Annotated in this window: 17 protein-coding genes and 3 pseudogenes; 12 read left to right on the top strand and 8 right to left on the bottom strand. The window is 67.2% G+C overall.

The window, feature by feature from the left end:
• Positions 1 to 47 precede the first annotated feature (47 nt).
• The 7 genes and pseudogenes from ABMA10_RS12365 to ABMA10_RS12335 all read left to right on the top strand — a co-directional run bounded on the left by ABMA10_RS12365 (position 48) and on the right by ABMA10_RS12335 (position 4,909).
• The gene (locus tag ABMA10_RS12365; RefSeq protein WP_414693680.1) at positions 48 to 734 is read left to right on the top strand and encodes a transposase; all 687 of its coding nucleotides are present in this window, start codon (positions 48 to 50) and stop codon (positions 732 to 734) included.
• Positions 735 to 798: 64 nt separating this feature from the next.
• Positions 799 to 2,055, top strand: a complete 1,257-nt coding sequence (istA, locus tag ABMA10_RS12360) for an IS21 family transposase (RefSeq protein ID WP_347868913.1) — start codon at positions 799 to 801, stop codon at positions 2,053 to 2,055.
• Positions 2,052 to 2,861: an IS21-like element helper ATPase IstB gene (gene istB / locus ABMA10_RS12355; RefSeq protein WP_347868871.1), complete on the top strand. Its 810-nt coding sequence runs from the start codon at positions 2,052 to 2,054 to the stop codon at positions 2,859 to 2,861. The genes istA and istB overlap by 4 nt, the downstream gene beginning before the upstream one ends.
• Positions 2,862 to 2,931: 70 nt before the next feature.
• Positions 2,932 to 3,159, top strand: a pseudogene (locus tag ABMA10_RS12350) (IS30 family transposase); the annotation flags it as partial.
• Positions 3,160 to 3,222: 63 nt separating this feature from the next.
• Positions 3,223 to 3,684, top strand: a complete 462-nt coding sequence (locus ABMA10_RS12345; protein ID WP_347867170.1) for an NUDIX domain-containing protein — start codon at positions 3,223 to 3,225, stop codon at positions 3,682 to 3,684.
• 70 nt (positions 3,685 to 3,754) lie between these two features.
• Positions 3,755 to 3,943 (top strand): annotated as a pseudogene (locus ABMA10_RS12340) (recombinase family protein); the annotation flags it as partial.
• Positions 3,944 to 4,153: 210 nt separating this feature from the next.
• The gene (locus tag ABMA10_RS12335; RefSeq protein ID WP_347867171.1) at positions 4,154 to 4,909 is read left to right on the top strand and encodes a CPBP family intramembrane glutamic endopeptidase; all 756 of its coding nucleotides are present in this window, start codon (positions 4,154 to 4,156) and stop codon (positions 4,907 to 4,909) included.
• A gap of 186 nt (positions 4,910 to 5,095) precedes the next feature.
• On the opposite strand, the gene bla is transcribed toward ABMA10_RS12335, so the two are convergent.
• A complete protein-coding gene (gene bla, locus ABMA10_RS12330; RefSeq protein WP_347867172.1) occupies positions 5,096 to 5,989 on the bottom strand; it encodes a class A beta-lactamase in 894 nt (297 codons plus the stop codon).
• A gap of 442 nt (positions 5,990 to 6,431) precedes the next feature.
• Between bla and ABMA10_RS12325 the strand changes: the two genes are divergently transcribed.
• Positions 6,432 to 6,839: a RidA family protein gene (locus tag ABMA10_RS12325; protein ID WP_347867173.1), complete on the top strand. Its 408-nt coding sequence runs from the start codon at positions 6,432 to 6,434 to the stop codon at positions 6,837 to 6,839.
• Positions 6,840 to 7,049: 210 nt separating this feature from the next.
• Here the strand turns inward: ABMA10_RS12325 and ABMA10_RS12320 are convergent, their stop codons facing one another.
• The 7 genes and pseudogenes from ABMA10_RS12320 to ABMA10_RS12290 all read right to left on the bottom strand — a co-directional run bounded on the left by ABMA10_RS12320 (position 7,050) and on the right by ABMA10_RS12290 (position 17,196).
• A complete protein-coding gene (locus ABMA10_RS12320; RefSeq protein WP_347867174.1) occupies positions 7,050 to 8,480 on the bottom strand; it encodes an alpha/beta hydrolase in 1,431 nt (476 codons plus the stop codon).
• A 358-nt stretch (positions 8,481 to 8,838) separates the two neighbouring features.
• Positions 8,839 to 11,169 (bottom strand): glycoside hydrolase family 95 protein, encoded by a 2,331-nt coding sequence (locus ABMA10_RS12315; protein WP_347867175.1) that lies wholly within the window; start codon positions 11,167 to 11,169, stop codon positions 8,839 to 8,841.
• Positions 11,162 to 12,439 (bottom strand): glycoside hydrolase family 27 protein, encoded by a 1,278-nt coding sequence (locus ABMA10_RS12310; protein WP_431030596.1) that lies wholly within the window; start codon positions 12,437 to 12,439, stop codon positions 11,162 to 11,164. Before ABMA10_RS12310 ends, ABMA10_RS12315 begins: the two co-directional genes overlap by 8 nt.
• Positions 12,433 to 13,953, bottom strand: coding sequence for an alpha-N-arabinofuranosidase (locus ABMA10_RS12305; protein ID WP_347867177.1), 1,521 nt, complete (start codon positions 13,951 to 13,953; stop codon positions 12,433 to 12,435). Before ABMA10_RS12305 ends, ABMA10_RS12310 begins: the two co-directional genes overlap by 7 nt.
• A 27-nt stretch (positions 13,954 to 13,980) precedes the next feature.
• Positions 13,981 to 14,136: a hypothetical protein gene (locus tag ABMA10_RS12300; RefSeq protein WP_347867178.1), complete on the bottom strand. Its 156-nt coding sequence runs from the start codon at positions 14,134 to 14,136 to the stop codon at positions 13,981 to 13,983.
• Positions 14,137 to 14,400: 264 nt separating this feature from the next.
• Positions 14,401 to 16,166, bottom strand: a pseudogene (locus tag ABMA10_RS12295) (alpha-galactosidase); the annotation flags it as partial.
• A 31-nt stretch (positions 16,167 to 16,197) separates the two neighbouring features.
• Positions 16,198 to 17,196 carry a LacI family DNA-binding transcriptional regulator gene (locus tag ABMA10_RS12290; RefSeq protein WP_347867181.1) on the bottom strand — a complete coding sequence of 333 codons (999 nt, stop codon included), beginning with the start codon at positions 17,194 to 17,196 and terminating at the stop codon, positions 16,198 to 16,200.
• A gap of 259 nt (positions 17,197 to 17,455) precedes the next feature.
• On the opposite strand from ABMA10_RS12290, the gene ABMA10_RS12285 reads away from it, so the two are divergent.
• From ABMA10_RS12285 to ABMA10_RS12270, 4 genes are all read left to right on the top strand, one after another.
• Entirely contained in the window at positions 17,456 to 18,721 is a 1,266-nt protein-coding gene (locus tag ABMA10_RS12285; RefSeq protein WP_347867182.1) for an ABC transporter substrate-binding protein, read from the top strand.
• A gap of 79 nt (positions 18,722 to 18,800) precedes the next feature.
• Positions 18,801 to 19,760 carry a carbohydrate ABC transporter permease gene (locus ABMA10_RS12280; RefSeq protein WP_347867183.1) on the top strand — a complete coding sequence of 320 codons (960 nt, stop codon included), beginning with the start codon at positions 18,801 to 18,803 and terminating at the stop codon, positions 19,758 to 19,760.
• Entirely contained in the window at positions 19,760 to 20,653 is an 894-nt protein-coding gene (locus ABMA10_RS12275; protein WP_347867184.1) for a carbohydrate ABC transporter permease, read from the top strand. Before ABMA10_RS12280 ends, ABMA10_RS12275 begins: the two co-directional genes overlap by 1 nt.
• Entirely contained in the window at positions 20,650 to 23,067 is a 2,418-nt protein-coding gene (locus tag ABMA10_RS12270) for a glycoside hydrolase family 3 N-terminal domain-containing protein (RefSeq protein ID WP_431030595.1), read from the top strand. The genes ABMA10_RS12275 and ABMA10_RS12270 overlap by 4 nt, the downstream gene beginning before the upstream one ends.
• Positions 23,068 to 23,069: the final 2 nt, after the last annotated feature.

Here is a 23,069-nt window from a genome sequence, read left to right as displayed (position 1 = left end):
CAGCCGCTGACCAGCGAAAGGTGGTCTCAACGGGTCGACGCACCACGATGTTGAGGATCGATCCGGCGGTGCGTGTGGGGTACACGAGCGAGCAGGAAAGCGAGCCGTGGGAGCGGTGGAGTCGGGGTGAGCCGAGTCGCCTGATCGCGAGAGCACTGCGGACTGGTCCGGCGGCCGTGCGCGGGTTTTTGGCGCGGCACGGCGGCATCCGCCCACCCGAGCGGCACCAGAGTGATCGACATCTCAGTGGGTTAGAGCGCGAGGAAATCTCGAGAGGGATCGCAGCCGGCTCGTCGAATCGTGCCATCGCAGCGGTCCTCGGCAGATCGGCGTCGACGGTATCGCGTGAGATCACCGGGAACGGTGGACGCGATCGGTATCGAGCGACGTCCGCCGATGAGGCCGCATGGACCCGAGCGCGCCGCCCGAAACCGTCTCTGCTGGAGAGCAACTTCGAGTTGCTCGCGGTGGTTCGCGATGACTTGGAGCCGGACTGGTCACCACAGCAGATCGCGCGATGGCTGAAGATCGCCCACCCCGACGACGGAGCGATGCGCGTGTCCCACGAGACGATCTACCGCAGCATCTACGTCTCGAATCGCACTGAGCTCGGCCAACGCTCTGCGCGGCGCATGCGCTCCGGCCGATCGGTGCGGCACGCGCGGAGAGCGAAGCAGTCACACGGGCGGGGCGTACTGCGGAACATGGCCTCCATCCGGGACCGCCCCTGTTGACGCCGAAGTAGAACGGACCCTGTAGCGCCAGGTTGGATTGGACCCCCTAGCTCAAGCTAGGAGGATGATTTCAGTGGATACGTGGGCAGAGATTCGGCGGTTGCATCGTTCTGAGAAGGTTCCGATCAAGCAGATCGCGAGGGATCTTGGGATCGGGCGGAACACGGTCCGTCGGGCGTTGCGGGGTGAGGATCCGCCGGATCGGTCGCGGGGTCCGCGGGGTTCGAAGATCGATGTCTTCGTGCCGCAGATCCGTGCGCTGTTGATGGAGTATCCGAAGATGCCGGCGACGGTGATCGCGGAGCGTGTCGGTTGGACGTTCTCGCCGTCGTTGTTTCGGGAGCGGGTGTCTGAGCTGCGGCCGGAGTATCAAGGCATCGATCCCGCGGATCGGCTCTCGTATCAGGCGGGTGAGGTGATCCAGTGTGATCTGTGGTTCCCTGAGGCGCGAGTTCCCGTCGGCGGGGGCCAGGATCGTGTCTTGCCGGTGTTGGTGATGGTGTCCGGCTTCTCCAGGCGGATCGAGGCGATTATGCTGCCGTCTCGGCAGGGCGGTGATCTCACTGCGGGTATGTGGTCGCTGCTGCAGAGGTTCGGCGGGGTGCCGAAATCGTTGCTCTGGGATCGAGAGGCTGCGATCGGCGGGTTGGGCAAGCCCACCGTCCTCGCGGCGACGTTCGTGGGGACGCTGGCGACCAGGCTGCGTTTGGCCCCGCCACGAGACCCGGAGACGAAGGGCATCGTCGAGCGCGCGAACCGCTTTCTGGAGACCTCGTTCCTGCCCGGCCGGATTTTCCAAGACCGAGATGACTTCAACGCCCAGATGACGACCTGGTTGGAGACCAGAGCGAATCAGCGGAAGGTCCGTGCGATCGCTGCCCGTCCCGTCGAGCTCGCTGTCCCTGACCGGGCGGCGATGCTCCCACTTCCGGCGAAGCCCCCTGTCACTGGTCTCACGCATCGGATCAGACTGGCCCGGGATTATTACGTCCGTCTCGATGGGAACGACTATTCCGTCGATCCTCGGTTCATCGGCCGATTCGTCGATGTTCGCGCGACGCTTGATGACGTCACGATCTCCTGCGCCGGACAGGCCGCGGGACGGCATGCCCGGTCGTTGCGCAACGGGATGACGATCACCGATCCCGGGCACGTCACCGCGGCGGCGAAGCTACGCGCCCACTACCAACGGCCCAAGCCCTCCGGGGTTCGTGAGCACCCGGACGGGCATCGGGTCCAACTTCGGGCGCTGTCCGACTACGACGCCTTATTCGGCGTCGATTTCACCACCAAAACCGAATACGAGAAAGAAGCACGATGACCTCCAAGAGCAGCACGATCGACGCTCCTATTCCGAAGACCACCGAGCAGGTTGCATCCAAGATCGCCTATCTCGCCAGAGCTCTCAAGACCCCGACGATCGGGCGGGTCTGGGAAGACCTCGCGGACCGCGCCAGGGTCGAGAACTGGGCGCATGAGGAATATCTCGCAGCCGTCCTTGAACGCCAGCTCGCGGACCGTGAATCCGCCGGGACGACGATGCGGATCCGGACCGCGCACTTCCCCGCAGTCAAGACCCTCGAGGACTTCAATCTCGATCACCTCCCGTCTCTGCGTAAAGACGTCCTCGCGCACCTCGCGACGTCGACGTTCGTCGCGAAAGCAGAGAACGTGATCCTGCTCGGCCCGCCCGGGATCGGGAAGACGCACCTCGCGATCGGGCTCGGCGTCAAAGCCACCCACGCCGGATACTCCGTCCTCTTCGACACCGCGAACAACTGGATCGCGAGACTCGCGGCCGCCCACCACCAGGGGCAGCTCGAGGCCGAGCTGAAGAAGATCCGCCGCTACAAACTCATCATCATCGACGAAATTGGCTACATCCCCTTCGACCAGGACGCCGCGAACCTGTTCTTCCAACTCGTCGCATCTCGCTACGAGCAAGGCTCGATCATGGTCACCTCGAACCTCCCGTTCAGCCGCTGGGGTGAGACGTTCGGCGACGACGTCGTCGCGGCAGCGATGATCGACCGCCTCGTCCACCACTCCGAAGTCCTTACCCTCTCCGGCGACTCCTACCGCACCCACGGCCGCCGCGACCTCATCAAGCAGACAGAGAAGAACTAAGCTCAACCAACGAAGAGGGGTCCACCCCAGACCGGCGCAAAGGGGTCCGTTCTAGCTCGGCGCTAACAGCCCCGCCATCGTCGCGGACCGAATCGAAGTCGGCCACTGGGACGGCGACCTCGTGGTGGGCAAGCGCCCTTCCGCGGTGGCCACGCTCGTCGAGCGGACCACACGCTTCGTCCGGGTCGTGCCCCTTCACGACGGCTACAAGGCCGACGCGGTGCGCCAAGCACTGACTCCAGAGTTCAACCAGTTCCCGGCGTCGCTTCGGAGATCACGGGCTCTGGCACGGGTGCGTTGACCCGTTGAGACCGCCATCGTTTACGGCGGGTATGTTGATCTCCGGTCAGCGGCATAGGGTTTGACCACTAGGAGCCACTTCTCCGTTGTTCCCGCGTCTTATGTCTTCCTGTGCCGCGATCAATCAGTCCTGCTGCAACGACGGCAGAACACCGGCTACATGGACGATTGTTGGTCAGCGGGTGCCGCCGGTCATGTAGAGCTTGGTGAAACTGCGGCGTCTGCCGCAACCCGCGAGGCGAGGGAAGAACTTGGCGTCCAGGTGGCGCTCGAGGCACTAGCGGCCGTGGCTGTAATGCAGCGTACCGATGGTACGGAGAACCCGATGGAACAGCGCGTCGACTGGTTCTTCGTCTGCGACGTTTGGGGTGGCGAACCACTGATCCGAGAACCAACCAAGTGTGCAGAACTGTCGTGGTTTCGCCTCGACGATCTGCCGGTCAACCTGCCCGCTCACGAGCGGCTTGCATTGGACGCCCTGCGCGAGGGGCGCAGGTTAGCGGTCCTCACGTTCGGGTTCTGACCACCCGTCAGCGAGACTGTTCGAGTAGGCTCGTTCGCCGGACTGGGCTTGGTCGCAACAGGCGGGCACGTTGACCAGCCGACCGGTTGCAAATGCTCGCATACGCCGGGCAGGCGACACCGTGATCGTGTGGCGCATCAACCGACTCGGCCGCTCCCTCATCGACGTCCTTCGCGCCGTCGAGCTCCTAGGCGGCCGCGGGATCCACATGCGATCGCTCTCGGATGGGATCGGCCCCGCCACGGCGACGGGCCGGCTTGACCCTCCGGCCTTCCACCTGTTCCATAACTCGTTGACTTGATCCTTCGTGAACACACGAACCTCCAGATCAATCATGGGTGGCGCGTTGACCAGTTGAGACCGACCCACAGCTAGCCTGAAATCAAACACTGGTGCGTTGACCGGTTGAGACCACCATTGTTTATGGCGCGTTCAGGGACGGGTCGCTGCGGACGGGTAGCGTGCGCGGGTGACAGTTGATCGTTGGCGGGCGCTCGGATTCGGCGCGGCAGTGCACCTCCTGCGCTTCGGCGTGATCATGGGGGCACTCTCGTTCGCACCGATTCTGGGAGTCTCGGGCTGGTACCTGGGGCTGGTCGCCAACATCGTCTGCGTCCTCTTCGCCAGCGTTCTGGTGACTGCGCGAGGCCTGTGGCGTGTGTCCGGTCTGTTCTCGATGCAGCGGGGAAGAACCGCCGCACTGTTCCTCGTGCCGTTCATCCTCGAGGTGCTGCTCTGGATGGTGCCGAATGGTCTCGTCGAGCGACCGCCCGGGTTCGGCCTCTGGGCTCTCACGCTGTTGCTCGTCGGTGTGAATGAAGAACTCATCAGCCGTGTCGTCGTGCTGGAGCGGGTGCGGCGCTCCTTCGGTCCGTCCAGCGCCGTCGCAGTCACGGGTGTCTTGTTCGGTCTGCAGCACCTCTCAGCCTTCGCGACGACTGGGCGAGAAGTTGACGATGTTCTCCTCAACGTTCTCGTCTCTGCGTGTTACGGCATCGCGTTGGCGGCGTTTCAATACCGCTTCCGGTGGGTACTTCCGCTGGTGCTCCTACACGCTGCCGCAGACTTCACGACCATTCTCTCCGCGGATCCGTTGTCGGACCTCGTCGTCGCGATCACCTGTTTCGCGTTCCTTGCGACCGCGGCCGTGATCCTGCGCCCCCTCGTCACCGACCGGCCGTCTTTCCGACGACGCCTCGCCGAACCGCCCTCAGGAAGTCTCTGACAGGTGATCGACAGAATGCAGCCCGACGTCGCATCGCATCCGGCGACGATCGGTCGCGGGAGGCCGGTTGAGAGCGACCTCGTCCTCAGCTCGTGTCATGAAGTTCGCCGACATCGCTGCAGTCGCTGTGCGGATCGCCGACGAACGCTAGCAATTCGGTTGACACGTCTATCGCTGGCGAAGACGTCAGTCCGTCGCGAGAGCCTCGAAGACGAGGGCGGCAGCCTCGGCGAGGAGCGCGTCCTCCGGCTCGGCGTCGGCCTCGGCCTCGGCGCGGTTCGTGAGCACGGCGATCACGATGGGCGGCTCGCCTGATGGCGGCCACGCGATCGCGATGTCGTTCCGCGTCCCATAGCTCGCCGTACCCGTCTTGTCTCCGATCGTCCATCCCGTCGGCGCCCCTGCACGGAGAAGCGCGTCGCCCGTGGTGTTGTTCTGCAGCAGGTCGACCAGCAGGGTTCGATCCTCCGGATCCAGCCTGCCGCTGAGGGCGTAGGCAGCGAGCGTCGTGGCCAGAGCCCGCGGCGTGCTCGTGTCTCGATCGTCGCCAGGGACGACGTCGTTGAGATCGGGCTCGATCCGGTCGACGTTCGTCGTCGCGTCCCCGACCGCACGCAGCTGCTGTTCGAGGACGGCTGGCCCGCCCAGGTACTCGACGAGCAGGTTGGCAGCGGTGTTGTCACTGAAACGGACGGCGGCATCGGCCGCGTCGAGGAGCGTGACCGTGGCCCCGACGAGCGGCTCGATGACCGGCGAGTACGGCACCAGGTCCTCGGCGTGGACGGGGATGGGCTCGCGCAGCTCTTCAGCTGTAGCGGTGTCGAGCACGGCACCGACGGCCAGCGCCTTGATCGTCGAGGCGAACCCGAAGCGGTCATCGGCGTTGTACTCAACCGTCGCTCCGGTGGCCGTATCGATGGCGTAGACGCCGAGGTTGGCGCCGAACCGCTCCTCGAGCGCGGCGAACAGTGCGGGGTCGGCGGTCGACGATGGGATCGACGGGGTCGACGGGGTCGAGGGGGTCTCGCTCGAGGAGCGACCGGCCTCGGGAGCGCAGCCGGCGAGGGTCAAGAGCGTCACCGATGCAGCGGCCACGGCGAGGACCCGCGCTCGGGGTAGACGAAGGCGCGTCGCTCGGGCTCCGGTCGGCACCCTCGTCGGCCCGCTGTCGCACCGTCCGTGGCTCGTCATTCGTCCGCTCCCTGCTCATCCGGTCGGGCCGCCCGATCGATCCGGCCCTCAGCGAGTTCACCGCATGTTCCTGGAACAGCGTCAAGACGAGCGTGACACGGCTGTCGGCGTCCGGCTCGGCCGCGTGACCGTGTCGCGGAACACGGAGTGGAATGAACGCACTCGGGTGGCGTCGAGCGCGCGGCAGGGACGTGGCCCCTCCTTGACACTGTGGTGGGAACAGGGTCTTGGATACCAGCAGGAGCGATGCCCTTCCGGGTCGCGCCTGTTGGCCCCCCGAAACCCCATCGCCTCGTCGTTCGCGACAGGCACTCGAAGAAGGAGATTCCCCATGACCGTGCACCTCACTCACCCCGATGGTCTGCTGCAGCAGGAGGACTACGCTCCCGTCGCTCTCGCGACCGGAACGCGGATGCTGCTGCTCGCAGGACAAGCATCAGTGACCGCTTCCGGTGAGGTGACCTCCACAGACCTCGCTGGGCAGGTGCACACCGCACTGCAGAACGTGGTCGTCGGCGTGACGGGCGCGGGAGGGGACGTCGGCGACATCGCGCGCCTCACCATCTACGTTGTCGGCTGGACGCCGGACATGGCGAGTGGCCTCCTGGAAGGAACGGCGCGGGCCCAGGCGTCCGACGGTCTCAGCTCCCCGCTTCCTCCGATCACCGTGATCGGCGTCCAGGCGTTGTGGACTCCGGAGCTGCTGGTCGAGATCGAGGCCACGGCCGTCCTCGCCTGACCAGACGACGAGGACGAGAACGAACCATGACGCCTGCCCGAAGTCCTGTCGATGGTCGTCGGCCCACTGGACGCGCGACCGGACCGGGTGGCCGGGTCATCGACCAGAGATGATCGTCCGTCGATGCAGACGGTGCGGTGGTTGACGGCGGGCACGTGAACCTCCGATGCTCGATCGTGTGAGGCGGTTTGGTCCGTGTGCGTGCCGATGTCATCCCTGCGCTGCCGCAGTCGGCTCGGGCTCGACTGCCGTCGTGGCCGTGCACGTCGGCATCACGTCCGGCAACTCCAGATCGATCAGATACGCCGCTGCGATGTCGTCGACGCACGGATTCGCTGCCCCGGCGGAGACGACCGTGTGCCCATCTCCTTCGACCGTGAGGAGTGAACTGCCGAGGGTCTCGGCGAGGGAGATCGCGTTGACGTGCGGGGTAGCCGCGTCACCGGTGATCGAGACGACCAGGGTGGCGGGCAAGCCCTCGATGTCCTGGGCGTAGGGGAAGCCGAGCGTCGGCTTCGCCGGCCAATCCGCGCAGGCGTCTCGCGCACCCTCGGTGATGCCGGCCCCCGGATCCATGAACGGGGCGACTTCTGCGGTGCGGACCCTCAATTCGACGATCTCGTCTGCATCGAGTCGCTCCTCGTCCATGCAGTTGATGGCGAAGAGCGCCTCGAGGAAGTTGGGGTCGGCTTCGGCCTCTTCATCGACGGGTTCGCCACCGGCCAGGTCGAAAAGGATGTCTCCGCGGCCGTGCTGCACCTCCGCGATGCCGGCGATGACGTCGGGCCACAAGGCAGGATCGTAGAAGCCCGCGACGACACCCGAGATCGCTTTGTCGAAATCGAGCTCGGACGTCCCCGCGGGAACCGGGTTGTCGACGAGTGGCTGCACGATCGACTGGAACCTCGCAGTCCAGTCCGCCGGGTCGGTGCCGAGCGGGCACTCCTGGTCCACAGCGCACGACGCAGCGATCGACTCGAACGCTGTCTGGAACCCGGCAAAGGACGTGGCGAAGCGGTCGACGGTGGCGAGCTTCGGATCGAAGGCACCATCGAGCACCATGGCGCGAACATGCTGCGGGAATTCCTCCGCATAGACGGCGCCGAGGCGAGTGCCGTAACTCTGGCCGAGGAACGAGAGCTTCTTCTCGCCCAGCGCTGCGCGCAAGACGTCCATGTCCTTCGCCGTGGTGCGGGTTCCGATGTGCGCGAGCGACCCCATGCCGCCTGAGCCATCTGCACAGCGTTCGACAAGGGCGCGGGTATCCTCTTCGGTCAGTGCTGGGCGCATGGCGACGAGCGGGAACAGCTCGTCACCTCGGGTGGTGCCCGATGCGGAATAACAATCGACTGCCGGAGTGGTTGCGCCGACGCCACGGGGGTCGAAGCCGATCAGGTCGAAGCTCTCGCCGATACGGCTGTCGGCGAAGCCGATTCCGAGCGCGATCGCCCCGACGACGCCAGTGCTTCCCGGCCCACCTGGGTTGAAGACGAGCGGGCCGATCGATTCGCCCCGCGCGGCGACCCGCGAGACGGCGACCGATGCTTTCTCACCCTGCGGGTCTGCGTAGTCCAGAGGAACGTCCAACCATGCGCATTCCACCGGAGCCTCGGCGAGGACACCGGCCTGGAACTCGGTCACGGCGAAGTCATCGCAGGCTCCCCACGCCAATTCCTGACTGTAATACGAGTCCATCGTCGTCGCGTCAGAATCCGACTCGGATTCGTCCTGCGGTACCGCAGTACACGCTGTCAGTAGGAGCAACACGGGTACACCCGCGGCCACTGCCGTTCTCCATCGAGCCCATCGGCTTGGTGAGCCTGTCTCCGTCTTGGTCCTCGCCTGTCGAGTCGCATCATCGTTCATGCATCGATTCGACACCATGTTCCCGCAACCGAGTCAACCTGCCTGGTCAGCGTACTGTCGCGGTCGTCGATGGACTCCTTCGCCCTCACTCGTCATGAGAACGGAGGTCTTCCTCGCGGTTCCGCGGACAGGCTCACGTGAAACGGATCTCATAGGTTCCGGCGCCGGACCACACCACACGTCGTCGTCCGGTCGGGGCGCGCGATCCCGGCCGGATGTCGACGGGTCCCGTCGGCCCGACGACGGTCACGGTCCGTCCGTCGTCGGGGACCTCGAGGGGCACGTCGGAATCGACGAGGACGAGGGACGCCGAGGTGATCCGATGTGCGGACCACTCCATCGCCACCGTGTGCCCGCCTCGCACGCGGAGACCGTGCGCGCGCCCGGCCGGCCACCCCGGTGGCAGTGTCGGCAGCAGCGAGATGGCACCGTCGTGGCCCTGGACCAGGAGTTCGACGATCCCCGCGGTCGTCCCGAAGTTTCCGTCGATCTGGAAGACGTACTCGTCCGGCGTCTCCACCGGGTGCAGGTCGAGCAGAGATACCGACGCGAGCATGTCGAGCAGACCGCGAAGGGACGCGTCCGCCAGTTCCGGATCGCGAAGGCGGGCCGCGAGGCACAGCACCCACGCGCGGCTCCATCCGGTCGCCCCGCCTCCGTGGCGGAGGCGCTTCTCGAGGGCCAGGCGAGCTGCGTGGAACGCATCGGGAGTTGCGGTCTCCGTGATCCTGGTACCGGGGTAGAGCCCGTACAGGTGAGACAGATGGCGGTGGCCCACTTCGACAGGTTCTCGTTCCTCGCTCCACTCGAGCAGCGCACCGTCGGCACCGATCACCGGGAGCGCCAGCCGGCGCAGCGCGCTCCGAACTGCGTGGACGAGCGGTAGGTCCGCGACAGTGGCGCGGCGTTCGGCGAGGACGAGGTAGGCGCTGAGGCACTCGCGCACGAGCTCCTGGTCCATCGTGCTGCCAGCCGAGACGGCGACGACTCCTTCGACGCTGTGGAACTGGTTCTCCGGAGACGTCGACGGGCTGCTCACGAGCGCACCCGATCCGTCGTCCACGAGGAGATCGAGTACGAAGCGCACGATCGGTTCGAGCGTGGTGGTGCTCCGTGGGTCGGCGGCTGGGTCGGCGGCGTGGTCCGCGAGGTGCCGGTGCAGGTGGGCAGCGAGCCAGGGGAGCGCACTCGGCCAGTTGGACCAGTGCGCACTCAACGGGACCGCCTCCGTGAACCGCCAGATGTCGGTGTTGTGGTGGGTGACGGAACCGTTGAAGCCGTACGCGGTCGAAGCCGTCGACGACCCTGCTTCGACGAGGTCCGTCAAGAGTTCGAGGAGCGGCGTCGCGAGTTCCCCGAGACCCGTGCTCTCCGCATGCCAGTAGTTCATCTGGACGTTGATGTTCGTGGTGTAGTTCGAGCTCCACGGCGGCCTGACCTGATCGTTCCAGATGCCCTGGAGGTTCGCCGCCTGGGAGCCGAGCCGTGAGCTGGCGATGAGGAGGTAGCGACCGAGGTCGAACGACCTCTCGCACCGATCCGCCCACTCGCTTCCGCTGGGTGACAGATCGAGCAACGCCCTGTCGAACAGCGACCGGTGGCCCGCGACATGGCGATCCCGCAGGGCAGCCGTCTCGGATCGCACGGCACGCCGCACGCGGGCGTCCGCGTCCTCCTGGAGCCGGGGGAGATCAGCGGAGGGACGATGCCGCCAGCCGCGGAACCCCGACGCTGCAGCGACGATGATGCGGCTCCCCGTCGCTGTCGACTGGGTCGCGATGCTGACTGCCCAGCCCATGCCGGCGTCGACGAGTCCGTCGCCGTCCGGGCGGTCATCGGCATACTCGACCCCGCCTTGGACGGGGAGGTAGGACGGGGCGACCGTCGAGGGCGCACGGCCCGATGCCGTCGACCAACGGATGTCGCCGTCCGTCCGTCGCTCGATCACCGCGCGATGGGGACTGCGGAAGTCCAGCTCGATCGCATCGACCAGGACGCCCTCGACCTCGATCACGAGGACGTCGTCGGGTGCCGAGACGAACACGCTCAGCCTGACGGGGGCGCCGTCAACGGCGTACCGAGTCTCGGCGATCGCATGCGTGAGGTCGAGCGAGCGTTCGTACTCCTCCACTGTGCCTCGGGCCGGTGATCGAACGGAGATCCGACCGAGCGGCTGATAGGACTCGGAGAACCGGGAGCCGCGCACCCCGCCAGCCAACTGCTCCGCCGCAGCGAAATCACCATCGGCGATGGCGGCACGCAGCGCATCGACGTCGCCGATGGCGCGAGCCGCATCCCGTTGATCCGGGCCGCCCGACCACAGGGTGTCGAGGTTGAGGTCGATCCCCTCCTCGCCGGGCACCCCGTCGACGGCAGCACCCAGCGATCCGTTCCCCAACAGGAACCGTTCGACGAAGCCGTCGGCGGGAGCATCGAGGACGATGCGCCGCACGCGCTCACGCATCGATGCGGAGCAGCATCACACCGTGCGGCTCGAGCCCGAGCGGTATCGCGCCGTCGGTGACAGTCTGCTGATGACCGTTCCACACCTCCGTGACGCGACCGGCGCCGGAACAGCCGAGGTCTGCCAGGTGCACCCGCAAGGTCGTGCTCTCCTCGCCCAACCAGAAGACCGCCCGCCATCGCGTCGTGCCGTGCTCGGCAGCCCAGACGACAAGGTCCCCGTCCCTGATGATCTCGCGGCTCGTCTCCGCGTCCAACAGGGCGAGGGCGCCGCGGTTCTGCAGGAGCGCGAGCGTCTCGGGCGCGGTATCCGGCAGATGCCCGCCGAACATCAGCGGGGATCGACCGATGCACCACAGGGTCAGCATCGTCCGCTGCTCGGCAGAGGTGAGGAAGCTCTGACGGTCGACGCCGACATGGGAGCGGATCCCGATCCGGCCGAGCGGCAGCATGTCGGCATCGGCCCACGCTCCGGCGCGTTGCAGAGGAGCCCACCGGGCCAGGCGTTGGAACTGCTCGCGCAGACCAGCCCAGTCGTCCCACAGGTCGTCCGAGATGCGCCAGAGCTGGGCGCTGTCCCTCAGCGTCTCCAGATGCTCGGTGGAGAGGCGCTTGCCTGGTGACAGGCTGAGCACGATCGGGCGACCCGTCGCGTCGATCGCCCGTGAGATCGCCCGGATCTCGTCGGCCTCGATCGGCGGGTACAAGACGTCGTCGAGCTTGATGAAGTCGACGCCCCAGGAGGCGAGCTGAGCGATCACGGAGTCGTAGTACTCCTGAGCGCCCTCGACCGACATGTCGACGCCGTAGCTGTCCGGGTTCCAGGAACAGACGGAGGCCCGGTCGGCGATCTGCCCGCAGGTGGCCGACGACCCGAGGATGGGGAGGTCCAGGTCAGCCGCAGCGCGAGGTACGCCGCGCATGAGGTGGACGCCGAACCGCAGACCCAGGCCGTGGATGCGGTCGGCGAGCGAGCGGAACGTACCGTCGGTCGCTGACGGGAAGCGGTTCGGTGCGGGCAGTTGCCGACCCCAGCCGTCGAGAACTGCTCTCGATGTGCGCTCGTAGTCACTCAGGCCGGGTTCCGGCTCGTACCACTGGATGTCGACGACGACCGTGTCCCAGCCGACGTGGAGGAGGTGCTCGGCGAGGTACTCCGCGTTCGCGATCACCTCGGCCTCCGTGACCGAGCCGCCGAAACAGTCCCAGCTGTTCCAGCCCATGGGTGGTCGGGTGGCTTGGGCCCGGCGGGCGTCGATGGCGTTCACCATTCACCGACCGTCGCGGTCAGCGTCGCGAACGAGTGCGCGGGGAGCGTGACCCGCAGGCCGCTCGCGGTCCGATCGATGGCGGTGAGCCGCACCGGACTCACCGCTGTCGCATCGCTCGGCTGGTTGAACGCGTCCGCACGGTCTGCAGTGAGGAGCCTCCCCGTGACCTCGCCGAGGGATCCGCCACGGACCTCGACCTCGATGGTGCGCGCCTCGGTGAGGTCGGCGTTGGTGAGCGAGATGTGGACCGTACCGTCCTTGAGGCTCGCGGAGGCGGAGACCGTCGGGATCTCGTCGGTCTCGACCGTCCGACTGGGCGTGGCGACGTGGGTCGGCAGGGCAGCGGCGTCGTGGTGTGGCGCGTTCATCGCGAAGACGTGGAACGTGGGGGTGCGGACCATCCCGCCGCCGTCGGGATCCGTCAGCAGCATCGCCTGCAGGACGTTGACGGTCTGGGCGATGTTCGCCATCGACAGGCGGTCCGCGAAGCGATGGAAGACGTCGAAGTGCAACGACGCGACCATCGCGTCCCGGAGGGTGTTCTGTTGGAAGAGGTGCCCTGGATGCGTGCCCGGTTCGACGTCCCACCAGGTGCCCCACTCGTCGAGCACCATGCCGTACTGCTTCTCCGGGTCGTACACGTCCATCACGTCGGCGTGTGAGCGTAGGAGCTTCTCGACACCCTGCGCTGCGACGATCGTGCTCCAGTACTGCGCGTCGTCGAAGCCCGTGGCGCTGCCCTTCGCCTTCCAGCTGCCGCCGATCGTGTAGTAGTGGACAGACACGGCTTCCCAGGGCGTCGTCGAAAACGGATGGCCCGCCACGTCAGGGATGACCTGCATCAGCGTCTCGGTCCACGCGACGTCGAATCCGTCGGCCCCCGCCGCGATCCGGTACAACGGCACGTCCCCGCCGCTCTCGCAGAAGGTGCCGAACTGTCGGGCGAGGTCGGCGTAGGCGCCGGCTCGTAGGTTGCCGCCGCAGCCCCACGGTTCGTTGCCGAGACCCCAGAACGGGACGTTCCACGGCGCATCGCGCCCGTTCGAGCGACGGAGTTCGGCCATCGGCGTCTGTCCGCTCCCTGTCAGGTACTCGATCCAGTCGGCCATCTCCTGGATGGTGCCGGATCCGAGGTTTCCCGACACGTATGGGTCCGCACCGAGGAGCTCGCACAGCGCCATGAACTCGTGGGTTCCGAAGGCGTTGCTCTCGCTTGTACCGCCCCACTGCGTGTTGATGAGTCTCGGACGCTGATCCAGCGGTCCGATGCCGCTCGTCCAGTGGTACCGGTCGGCGAAGCATCCGCCCGGCCAGCGCAGGTTCGGCACCCGGAGCTCGCGGAGCGCTTCGACGACGTCGAGTCGGATCCCTCCGACATTCGGGACCGGGGAGTCCTCGCCTACCCAGAATCCGTCGTAGATGCCGCGTCCGAGGTGCTCGGCGAAGTGGCCGTAGAGGTGGCGGCTGATGGTGGCGCCCGGTCGATCGAGGTCGATGGTGACGGCGGCGTGCATGGTGACTTCCTTGTCGTGGTCGGTCGGTCAGACGGCGGTCGCGAGGATGGTGATCGCGCGATCGGGATTGAAGATCGGGAGGTCGAGCCCGGCGACGGCGAGCAGGGCTCCGCCGAGGACGAGGTCCTCTTCGCGGGGTTCGGCGTCGAGGGCAGGAGCGTCCCGCAACCACTGCGGGATCACCCAGCCGGGGCCGAGGGAGCGGTCCTGCGCGACGCTGAGGCGGTATCGCCTGTCCGCTCGGAGCCCGGGAAGGCGGACGCGACGGCGCGAGTCGGCCGAACGAGGCGGAGACAAGATGGTGAACAGCCCGGCCGAGCCATCCTCGGCGACGACGCCGCGAAGCATCGGAGCATCCGGATCGGAGTCGCCGGTGCCCACGACGCGGCCGGTGGCGATGAGCTCCCGGTGGGACCTGAAGACGGCGATCCAGCGGGCCAGTGTCGTGCGTTCGGCATCGCCGAGTTCACGGAGGTCCCATTCGAGACCGAAATGCCCGAGGATCGCGACTGCGCACCGCGTGTGCAGCGTGTGGGTCCGACCGGTGGTCGCGGACCGGGCGGAGGCCACATGCGAGCCGAGCATCTCAGGCGGCACCAGCAGTCCCGTCCACCGCAGCATGCGAGCACGCTCGACCGGATCGTGGTTGTCCGAGGTGTGCACCCGGTCCGTCCGTTCCAGGATGCCGAGATCGATGCGCCCTTCGCCGACGCGCAACTCTCGATCTCGAGCAACGGATGCCGGGTGCGGAGCTCGTCGAGGAGTCGGTAGACCGCCAGGGTCTGATCGTGGACGGCCGCCTGGCCCGTCGACGGATGTCCTGCATCGACGAGGTCGCGGTTGTGGTCCCACTTCAGGTAGGCGAGGTCGAGGTCGACGATGAGTGTGTCGATCGCGCGCAGGACGTGGTCGAACGCGGCTGGGTTCGTGAGGTCGAGGACCTGCTGATGCCTCGTGCGGGGCGGCAGGTCGCGGCGCGCGCGCAGGATCCAGTCGGGGTGCTGCCTGGCGAGGTCGGAGTCCTCGTTGGCCATCTCCGGCTCGAACCAGAGACCGAACTCCATCCCGAGCGAGTGCACGTGCCGGGCGAGTGGCTGCAGACCGTCCGGCCAACGTTCGGGATCGGGTGTCCAGTCGCCGAGACCGCGGCGGTCGTCGTATCGGCCCCGGAACCAGCCGTCGTCGAGGACGTAGCGTTCGACCCCGAGGGCTGCGGCCTGGGTGGCGAGTTCAGCGAGGGCGTCGAAGTCCTGGTCGAACATCACCGCCTCCCAGACGTTCAGCGTGACCGGCCTGGGTTGCCGCGAGGCCCGCGAGCGCTCGCGGAGGAACCGGTGGAAGCGCGAGGCTGCTGCATCGAGACCCATTCCGTAGCTGCCGTACACCCAGGGTGATCGGTACTGCTCGCCGCATCCGAGGCGGACCTCACCGGGGAGGAGCAGTTCACCGCCGCGGAAGGCGAGACGCCCATCGGTCCGCTCGACGGCGTACTCGTGGTTGCCGCTCCAGCCGACGTGACCGAGCCACACCTGGCCGGACGATCCGTCGAAGCCAGGCGTTCCGAGTGCGACGACCGTTGTGGCGTCGAGTCCAGGCCGACCGTGCCGCGACTCGCGCAGATGTGTACCCATGACCACCGGGTGGCGTTGCGGCAGCTTTTCGGAACCCCATCGTCCTGTGAAGTCCAGGATCTCGCGTGCACTGTCCGGAACGTCGAGGGCCGGGGTGACACCGAGGATGTCGAGCGCGGTGTCTCCCGTGTTGGTGAGGGACGCGCGCACCCGCAGCAGTCCGGCCCTGGTCAGCTCGATCTCGAGGAGGATGGTGAGGCCCGTCTCGTCGTCTTCGGCTGCGACGACCACTGATCCAGAGTGGCGCTGCGCCGTGCTCCCGTCGGACAACGGGGACCCGTCGACCAGCACCGAGCTGACGTGTGACTTCGGCGACCATGCGGACGAGCCGCGGTGCATGCGGATGCCGGACAGCCCGGACCAGCCGAGAGCGTGTTCCGGGAGGATGCTCGGCTCGAGCCGCTCATCCGAGTCGACGTCGCCGCGGCTGTCGGCGCCGACCGCATCGGAGAGCTCGACGTCGGACACGACGAGGGGTGCGCCCCAATGCGTGATCGACGGTAGCCGTCCGTCTCGCTGCACGATCACGAGCGAGACCTCGTCGGTCCACAGGTGGATGACCCGTCTGGAGTGTGCCGTCATCGTCGTTCTCCGATCATGCCGAGCGCCGGGCTCACGCGGAGTCCCTGATCACGAGGGTCGTGTCGAGCCAGTGCGGTCGGACCGAGCGCCCGGCGACGAGGTCGAGGACGAGCTCGGCCGCGACCCGCCCCATCTGCTCGAGTGGCTGCCGCACCGAGGTGAGCGGCGGTTCGGATGTCGCCGCGACGACGGTGTCGTCGAAGCCGACGAGCGCGATGTCGTCGGGCACGATGCGTCCGCTCGCTTCAAGGACCCGCATCGCGCCGACGGCCATCAGATCCGAACCGGCGAAGACGGCGTCGAGATCCGGATGGCGTGAGAGGAGCCTGGCCATCGCCGCCGAGCCGCTCGCCATCGTGAAGTCGCCGCGCGCCACCGCCCGGGTGCCGAGACCGTATTCGGTGAGCACGTCGCGCCAGCCGCGGACCCGGTCGCTCGAAGCGGCCATGTCGACCGGACCGGAGATGACGCCGATCCGCGTGCGGCCGAGGGCGACGAGCCGCTCCGCCGCCAGTCGACCCCCCGCGTAGTTGTCGGAGTCGACGAAGGGCACGCCATCGGTCGACTCGCCCATCGGACGCCCGACGAAGACGATCGGCAGGTCGACCGCGGACAGGGCCTGCGTGATCGTGCTGATCTCGTGCTGCAGGATCACGACCGCTCCGTCGACATACTGTGCGGCGAGGTAGGCGACGAGAGTGTCGAGTCGCGAGGGGTCGGCCAGGAACAGCGCCGGCTGCTGGGAGGCGGCGAGCAGGGTGGCGGTCGCGCCCTTGAGCGGTGCCGCGACGAAGGACCCGGAGAACGGGTCGAGCTCCCCTGCAGCGAGCACGATGGCGACTGCGCCGGTGCGGCCGCCAGCGAGCGATCGGGCAGCGACATTCGTCCGGTAGCTGAGTCGCGCAGCAGCTTGTCGGACCGCGAGGACCATCGACTGGTCCACCGTCGAGGCCCCGGCGAGGACGCGCGACGCGGTCGCGCGGGACACCCCGGCCTCTCGTGCCACGTCCACCAGGGTGGGCTTGCGCATCTTCGCTCCTTCGCGATCCGTCACCCACCGGAGGGCAACGACCCGAGCCTGCCAGATCCTCAGAGAGCGATCTCTGAGTTGCGCAATATTGACCTGGTGCTGCTGTTCGCCGCTGCCTATGGTGATCACCACGCCCGACCAGCACGGATGCAGCACCATCCACCCGTGACCGGCGCGAGCCGGAGATCGCTCTCCGGCCGGTGACCGCAACGCAGCGCGACACCGCGGAACACGATCCCGCATAGGAGGGGGATTTCCAGTGAAATTCCGTCTAGCAGCAACAGCAACTGTCGTCGTCATGGTCGGCGCTCTCGTCACCGGGTGCTCCGGCTCCGGCTCCGGCTCGGGCGACGCCAACACCTTCCAGTTCTGGTCGTTCACCGGCATCAACCAGAAGGCTGACGTCGCGAAGTACAAGGAAGCGCACCCCGACATCACCGTGAAGCTCACCGAAGTCGGCAGCACGCAGGAGACGGCGCAAGCGCTCACCGCCGCGCTCGCCGGCGGCAAGGTCCCTGACCTCGTCCTCATCCAGGGTGACGACCTCCCGAACTTCGTCGCCAATCCCGACAACTTCGTCGACCTCAGCACGCTCGGCGCGGACGACGTCGCCGACGACTACCTGCCGTGGGTCTGGGATCAGGCGGTGGCGCAGAACGACGCCGTGATCGGTGTGCCGACCGACGTCGGTGGGATGTCGATGGCCTACCGCGCCGACCTCTTCGAAGCCGCAGGCCTCCCGTCCGAGCCGGAAGCGGTCGCGGCGCTCTGGCCGACCTGGGACGACTTCATCGCCGTCGGCCAACAGTATGTCGCTGCCACGGGCAAACCCTTCGTCGACAACGCCGGCACCTCGGTGTTCTTCCAGACCGTCAACCAGGTGAGCGAGAAGTACTACAGCCCGGACGGTGAACTCATCTATGACACCAACCCTCAGGTCGAGGAGGCGTTCGACATCTCGATCAGGGCGATCGAGGCAGGCATCAGTGCCAACGTCCCCGCGTTCTCCACCGGTTGGAGCACCGGTAAGACCAACGGGGCGTTCGCCGCGATGGCGGCGCCGTCGTGGATGCTGAAGAACATCAAGACCGACGCACCCGACACCTCGGGCCAGTGGCGCGTCACGACGGTCCCCGGCGTCGCCGGCAACTGGGGTGGCAGCTACCTGGCCATCCCCAAGCGGGCGGCGAACCCAGAGGCGGCTTGGGCGTACATCAAGGAGATGCAGTCGCCTGAGGCGCAGCTGCAGAACTTCACCGACACCGGCGCCCTCCCCACCACGGTCTCGGCCTACGAATCCGACGCGATCGCCGACTACACGGACCCCTTCTTCGGCGACTCGAAGATCGGCGCTGTGCTCGGCGAGTCCGTGCAGGAGTTCAAGCCGTTCTTCAACGGTCCAGCCACCGCGACGATCGGCTCGGCGCTCATCAACACCGTCACCGACGTCGAAGCAGGGAACACCCCACCGGACAAGGCCTGGGATGTCGCGATGAAGGCCGTCAAGGACGCCCTCGGCGGCTGAGCCGCGCCCACCCATCCGTCCGCTCCGACCCGGGGCGTTCCGGCGGACCCTCTCGCCGGAACGCCCCCGAAGGATCATCGTGGCCTCACTCACCGCACCACCCCGGCTCCTGCCGAAGCAGTCGCCCCCAGCGCTCGGGACGCGCATCCGCAATACGCTTCCAGAGCGTTTCGCCCCCTACCTGTACATCGCGCCGTTCTTCCTGATCTTCGCGGTCTTCGGCCTGGTCCCGCTCCTGTTCACCTTCGTGGTGTCCTTGTTCGACTGGAACCCGATCGGTCAGCAGACTTTCATCGGCTTCGACAACTTCACCCGGCTCGCGGCCGACCCGCGGTTCTGGAACGCGATGCTCAACACCTTCGCGATCTTCATCATCTCGACCGTGCCGCAGCTGCTCATCGCGCTCGGGCTCGCCCACCTGCTGAACCACGTCCGTCTCCGCTTCGCCACCGGCTTCCGGATGGCGATGCTCGTGCCGTACATCACCTCGGTGGCCGCGACGACGATCGTCTTCGCGCAGCTGTTCGACCGCGACTACGGCCTGTTCAACTACCTCATCGGCTTCTTCGGCGGAGACCATGTCGACTTCCTCAACGACAAGGTGGGCTCGTGGTTCCTCGTCGCGCTCATGGTGGTCTGGCGGTGGACCGGATACACGACCCTGCTCTACCTGGCCGCATTGCAGGCCATCCCGCGGGACGTGTACGAGGCCGCCGCAGTCGACGGCGCCAGCGGATGGAAGCAGTTCATCTACATCACGATCCCGTCCCTCCGCCCGATCATCGTCTTCACGATCGTGACCTCGACGATCGGTGGGTTGCAGGTGTTCACCGAGCCACTGCTGGTCAATCCGGCGACCGGGCTCACCTGCGGAGCCGCACGTCAGTGTCAGACGCTCACGCTCTTCCTCTACGAGCAGGGCTTCGGTCAGTTCGAGTTCGGCTACGGCTCCGCCATCGGTGTCGCGCTCTTCGTGATCGTCGTCCTCGTGGCCCTGCTGAACTTCTTCCTGTCCACCCGCACCCGTGGAGGCCGCTGATGTCCGAATCACTCAACTCCGCGCAACTGATGGCGAGTGCGACCTCCGCTGGACGCAAACGAAACGGCGGTCGGATCGGCCGCATTCCCTGGTACACCTACGTCCTCTTGGCGTGCGCCGTCGTCGTCAGCATGTTCCCGCTCTACTTCATGTTCGTCGTCGCGACGACGGACTCGGCGACGGCGACGACACTCCCGCCGCGGCTGTACCCGGGTGACAACCTGTTCCACCTCGTCGGCCTCGTGCTCGAGACCGTCCCCTTCGTGCAGTCGATGGTGAACAGTCTCATCGTCGCGCTGACGATCGGTGTCGGGTCGGCTCTCCTCTGCGCCCTGGCGGGCTTCGCGTTCGCGAAGCTCGAGTTCCGCGGGCGGAACGCACTGTTCATCCTCGTCGTGTTGACCATGACGGTTCCGACGCAGCTGAGCGTCATCCCGCAGTACCTCATCATCTCGGCGCTCGACTGGGTGGACACCCTGCAGGCCCTGATCGTGCCGGGGCTCGCGAGTGCGTTCGGCATCTTCTGGATGCGGCAGCACATCATGAGTTCGGTGAGCGACGAATTGCTGCAGGCTGCCCGACTCGACGGCGCCAACACCTGGCAGATCTTCTGGAGGATCGTGTTCCCGGTGATCCGCCCGGCGGCGTTCGTCCTCGGCCTCCTCGGGTTCGTCACCTCGTGGAACGACTTCCTCTGGCCGTTCATCGTCTTGAAGTCGCCCGAGATGTACACCGTGCAGATCGCGATCAAGGCGCTGCAGTCGCAGCGGTCGATCGACCTGGGACTGGCCATGGCTGGCTCGTTCCTCGCGACCATCCCGCTCCTCATCGCGTTCATCTTTGTCGGGAAACGCATGGTCAGCGGCATCATGGACGGAGCGTTCAAGGGATGACGCTGCAAGACGACCGATGCACGACGGTCCCGCTCGCGTCAGGCCCCGTGCCCGCGCGGCTCGTCGAGCGAGGACCGTGGAACGACACGTCCCGATCCGTGGAGGAGCGCGCCAGAGCGCTCCTGGACGCCATGACGCTCGAGGAACAGGTAGCTCAGCTCGGGTCGGTCTGGTTCACCGATACTGCGGGCGATTTCGCGCCAAGTGTCGACCAACCGATGGACACCGAGCACGACGAGGCGAGCCGGGATCCCATCGCCGAGGCGAGCTTCGCCGGCGGCCTCGGTCAACTCACGCGTGTGTTCGGCACTGAACCGCTCACGGTCGACGTCGCTGCAGCGCGCCTGCGCGAGCTGCAGAGCCGAGTCGCCGCGGGCAATCGCTTCGGGCTCGCCGCGATCGCGCACGAGGAGTGCCTCACCGGGCTCGCGGCGTTCGGGGCGACCGCGTTCCCGACGCCGCTCGCCTGGGCGGCCACCTTCGACGAGGACCTGATCCGGCAGATGGCCGAGTCGATCGGCGCCGACATGCGCGCCATCGGCATCCATCAGGGCCTCGCCCCGGTGCTCGACGTGGTGCGGGACTATCGGTGGGGACGCGTGGAGGAGACTCTCGGCGAGGACCCGTACCTGGTCGGGCAGCTTGCGACCGCCTACGTCGCAGGCCTCGAACGCGTCGGGGTGATCGCGACGCTCAAACACTTCGCCGGGTATGCGGCTTCACGCGGTGCGAAGAACCACGGACCGGTCAGCATCGGACCGCGCGAGCTCGCGGACGTCGTCCTGCCACCGTTCGAGACCGCCCTGCGGCTCGGCGGTGCGCGCAGCGTGATGAACGCGTACACCGACCTCGACGGCGTGCCCGCGGGTGCGAGCGCGGCGCTGCTCACCGGTGTCCTGCGTGACGACTGGGGGTTCGAGGGCACGGTGGTCGCGGACTACTGGGCCATCCCGTTCCTCGCGACCATGCACCGCGTCGCCGCCGATACGACGCAAGCGGGCATCCTCGCGCTGACGGCCGGGATAGACGTCGAACTCCCTGAGACCGCCGGATACGGCCAGGGGCTCGTGGACGCCGTCCGAGCGGGAGCCGTCGACGGAGCCTTCGTCGAGCGGGCAGCCCTCCGGCACCTGCGGCACAAGATCGAACTCGGTCTGCTCGACGGACGCGAGCACGTGCCCGAGGGAGCCGAGACGATCGACCTCGACGGGCACGAGAACCGCCGGATCGCCGCCCGGATCGCCGAGGAGTCCGTGGTGCTCCTCCGCAACCGGGACGTGCTGCCGGTGACCACACCTCGCCGGATCGCCGTCATCGGTCCCGCAGCCGATCAGTTCCGCAGCCTCATCGGCTGCTATGCCTTCCCGAACCACGTCCTCTCGAAGTACCCAGGTCATGCCCTCGGGATCAGCATCCCGACAATCCTCGACGCGCTCCGTGAGGAGTACCGCGATGCGGAGTTCGTCGTCGTGGCCGGTGCATCGATCACCGAGGCTGGAGGCTCTGACCTCGTGGAGGCCGTCGCCGCGGCTCGTTCAGCCGATGTGGTGATCCTCGCGGTGGGGGACATCGCCGGGCTGTTCGGCGACGGCACCTCGGGAGAGGGGTGTGATGCCGAAGACCTCGTCCTGCCGGGTGGTCAGCACGAACTCGTGCTCGCCGTCCTCGACGCGGGGACGCCGGTGGTCATGACCGTGCTCTCTGGGCGCCCGTACGCGCTGGGCGCCTACGAGCGTGCCGATGCGATCGTACAGTCCTTCTTCCCTGGTCAAGCGGGCGCTTCGGCCGTCGTCGGTGTCCTGTCCGGACGGGTGCCGCCGAGTGGTCGTCTGCCGGTGCAGATCCCGCGCTCACCCGCGATGACGGGCACCTACCTGCAACCACCCCTCGGACTCTCCTCCCGCGGCATCAGTGCACTCGACCCGACGCCCCTGTTCCCGTTCGGCTTCGGTCTCACCGCCGGGGACGTGCGGTACCTCGGGATCGACGCGCCGCTGCGACTCGAGGTCGACGGTGCCGTCGAGGTCGACGTCACCGTCGAGAACCAGGGATCCACCGACGCCGTCGAGGTCGTGCAGCTGTACGGGAGCGACACGGTCGCATCGGTCGTCCGCCCCGTCCGTGAGCTCCTCGGATTCGCGCGCATCGAGGTGCCGGCCGGTTCGTACCAGACGGTCCGGTTCTTCCTGTCGTCGGACCGCTTGTCCTTCACCGGCGCAGACGGGCGCCGCCGAGTCGAGCCGGGCGCCATCGTGTTGGCGGCCGGCCCCTCGTCGGCCGACCTCCCGGTCACCGCGACCGTGGAGGTCGAGGGCCCGCTCCGCCTGCTCGACGGTCCGCGCGAGATGCGCACCGACTGGCGAGTCGTCGAGGCCGGGTCCACTGTCACCGCACGCACTGTTCGAGGAGCCTGATC

Source organism: Plantibacter sp. RU18, assembly GCF_050613355.1.
Taxonomy (GTDB): domain Bacteria; phylum Actinomycetota; class Actinomycetes; order Actinomycetales; family Microbacteriaceae; genus Plantibacter.
Note: the sequence above shows the minus strand (reverse complement) of the source record. Positions and strands in the feature narration are given on the sequence as shown.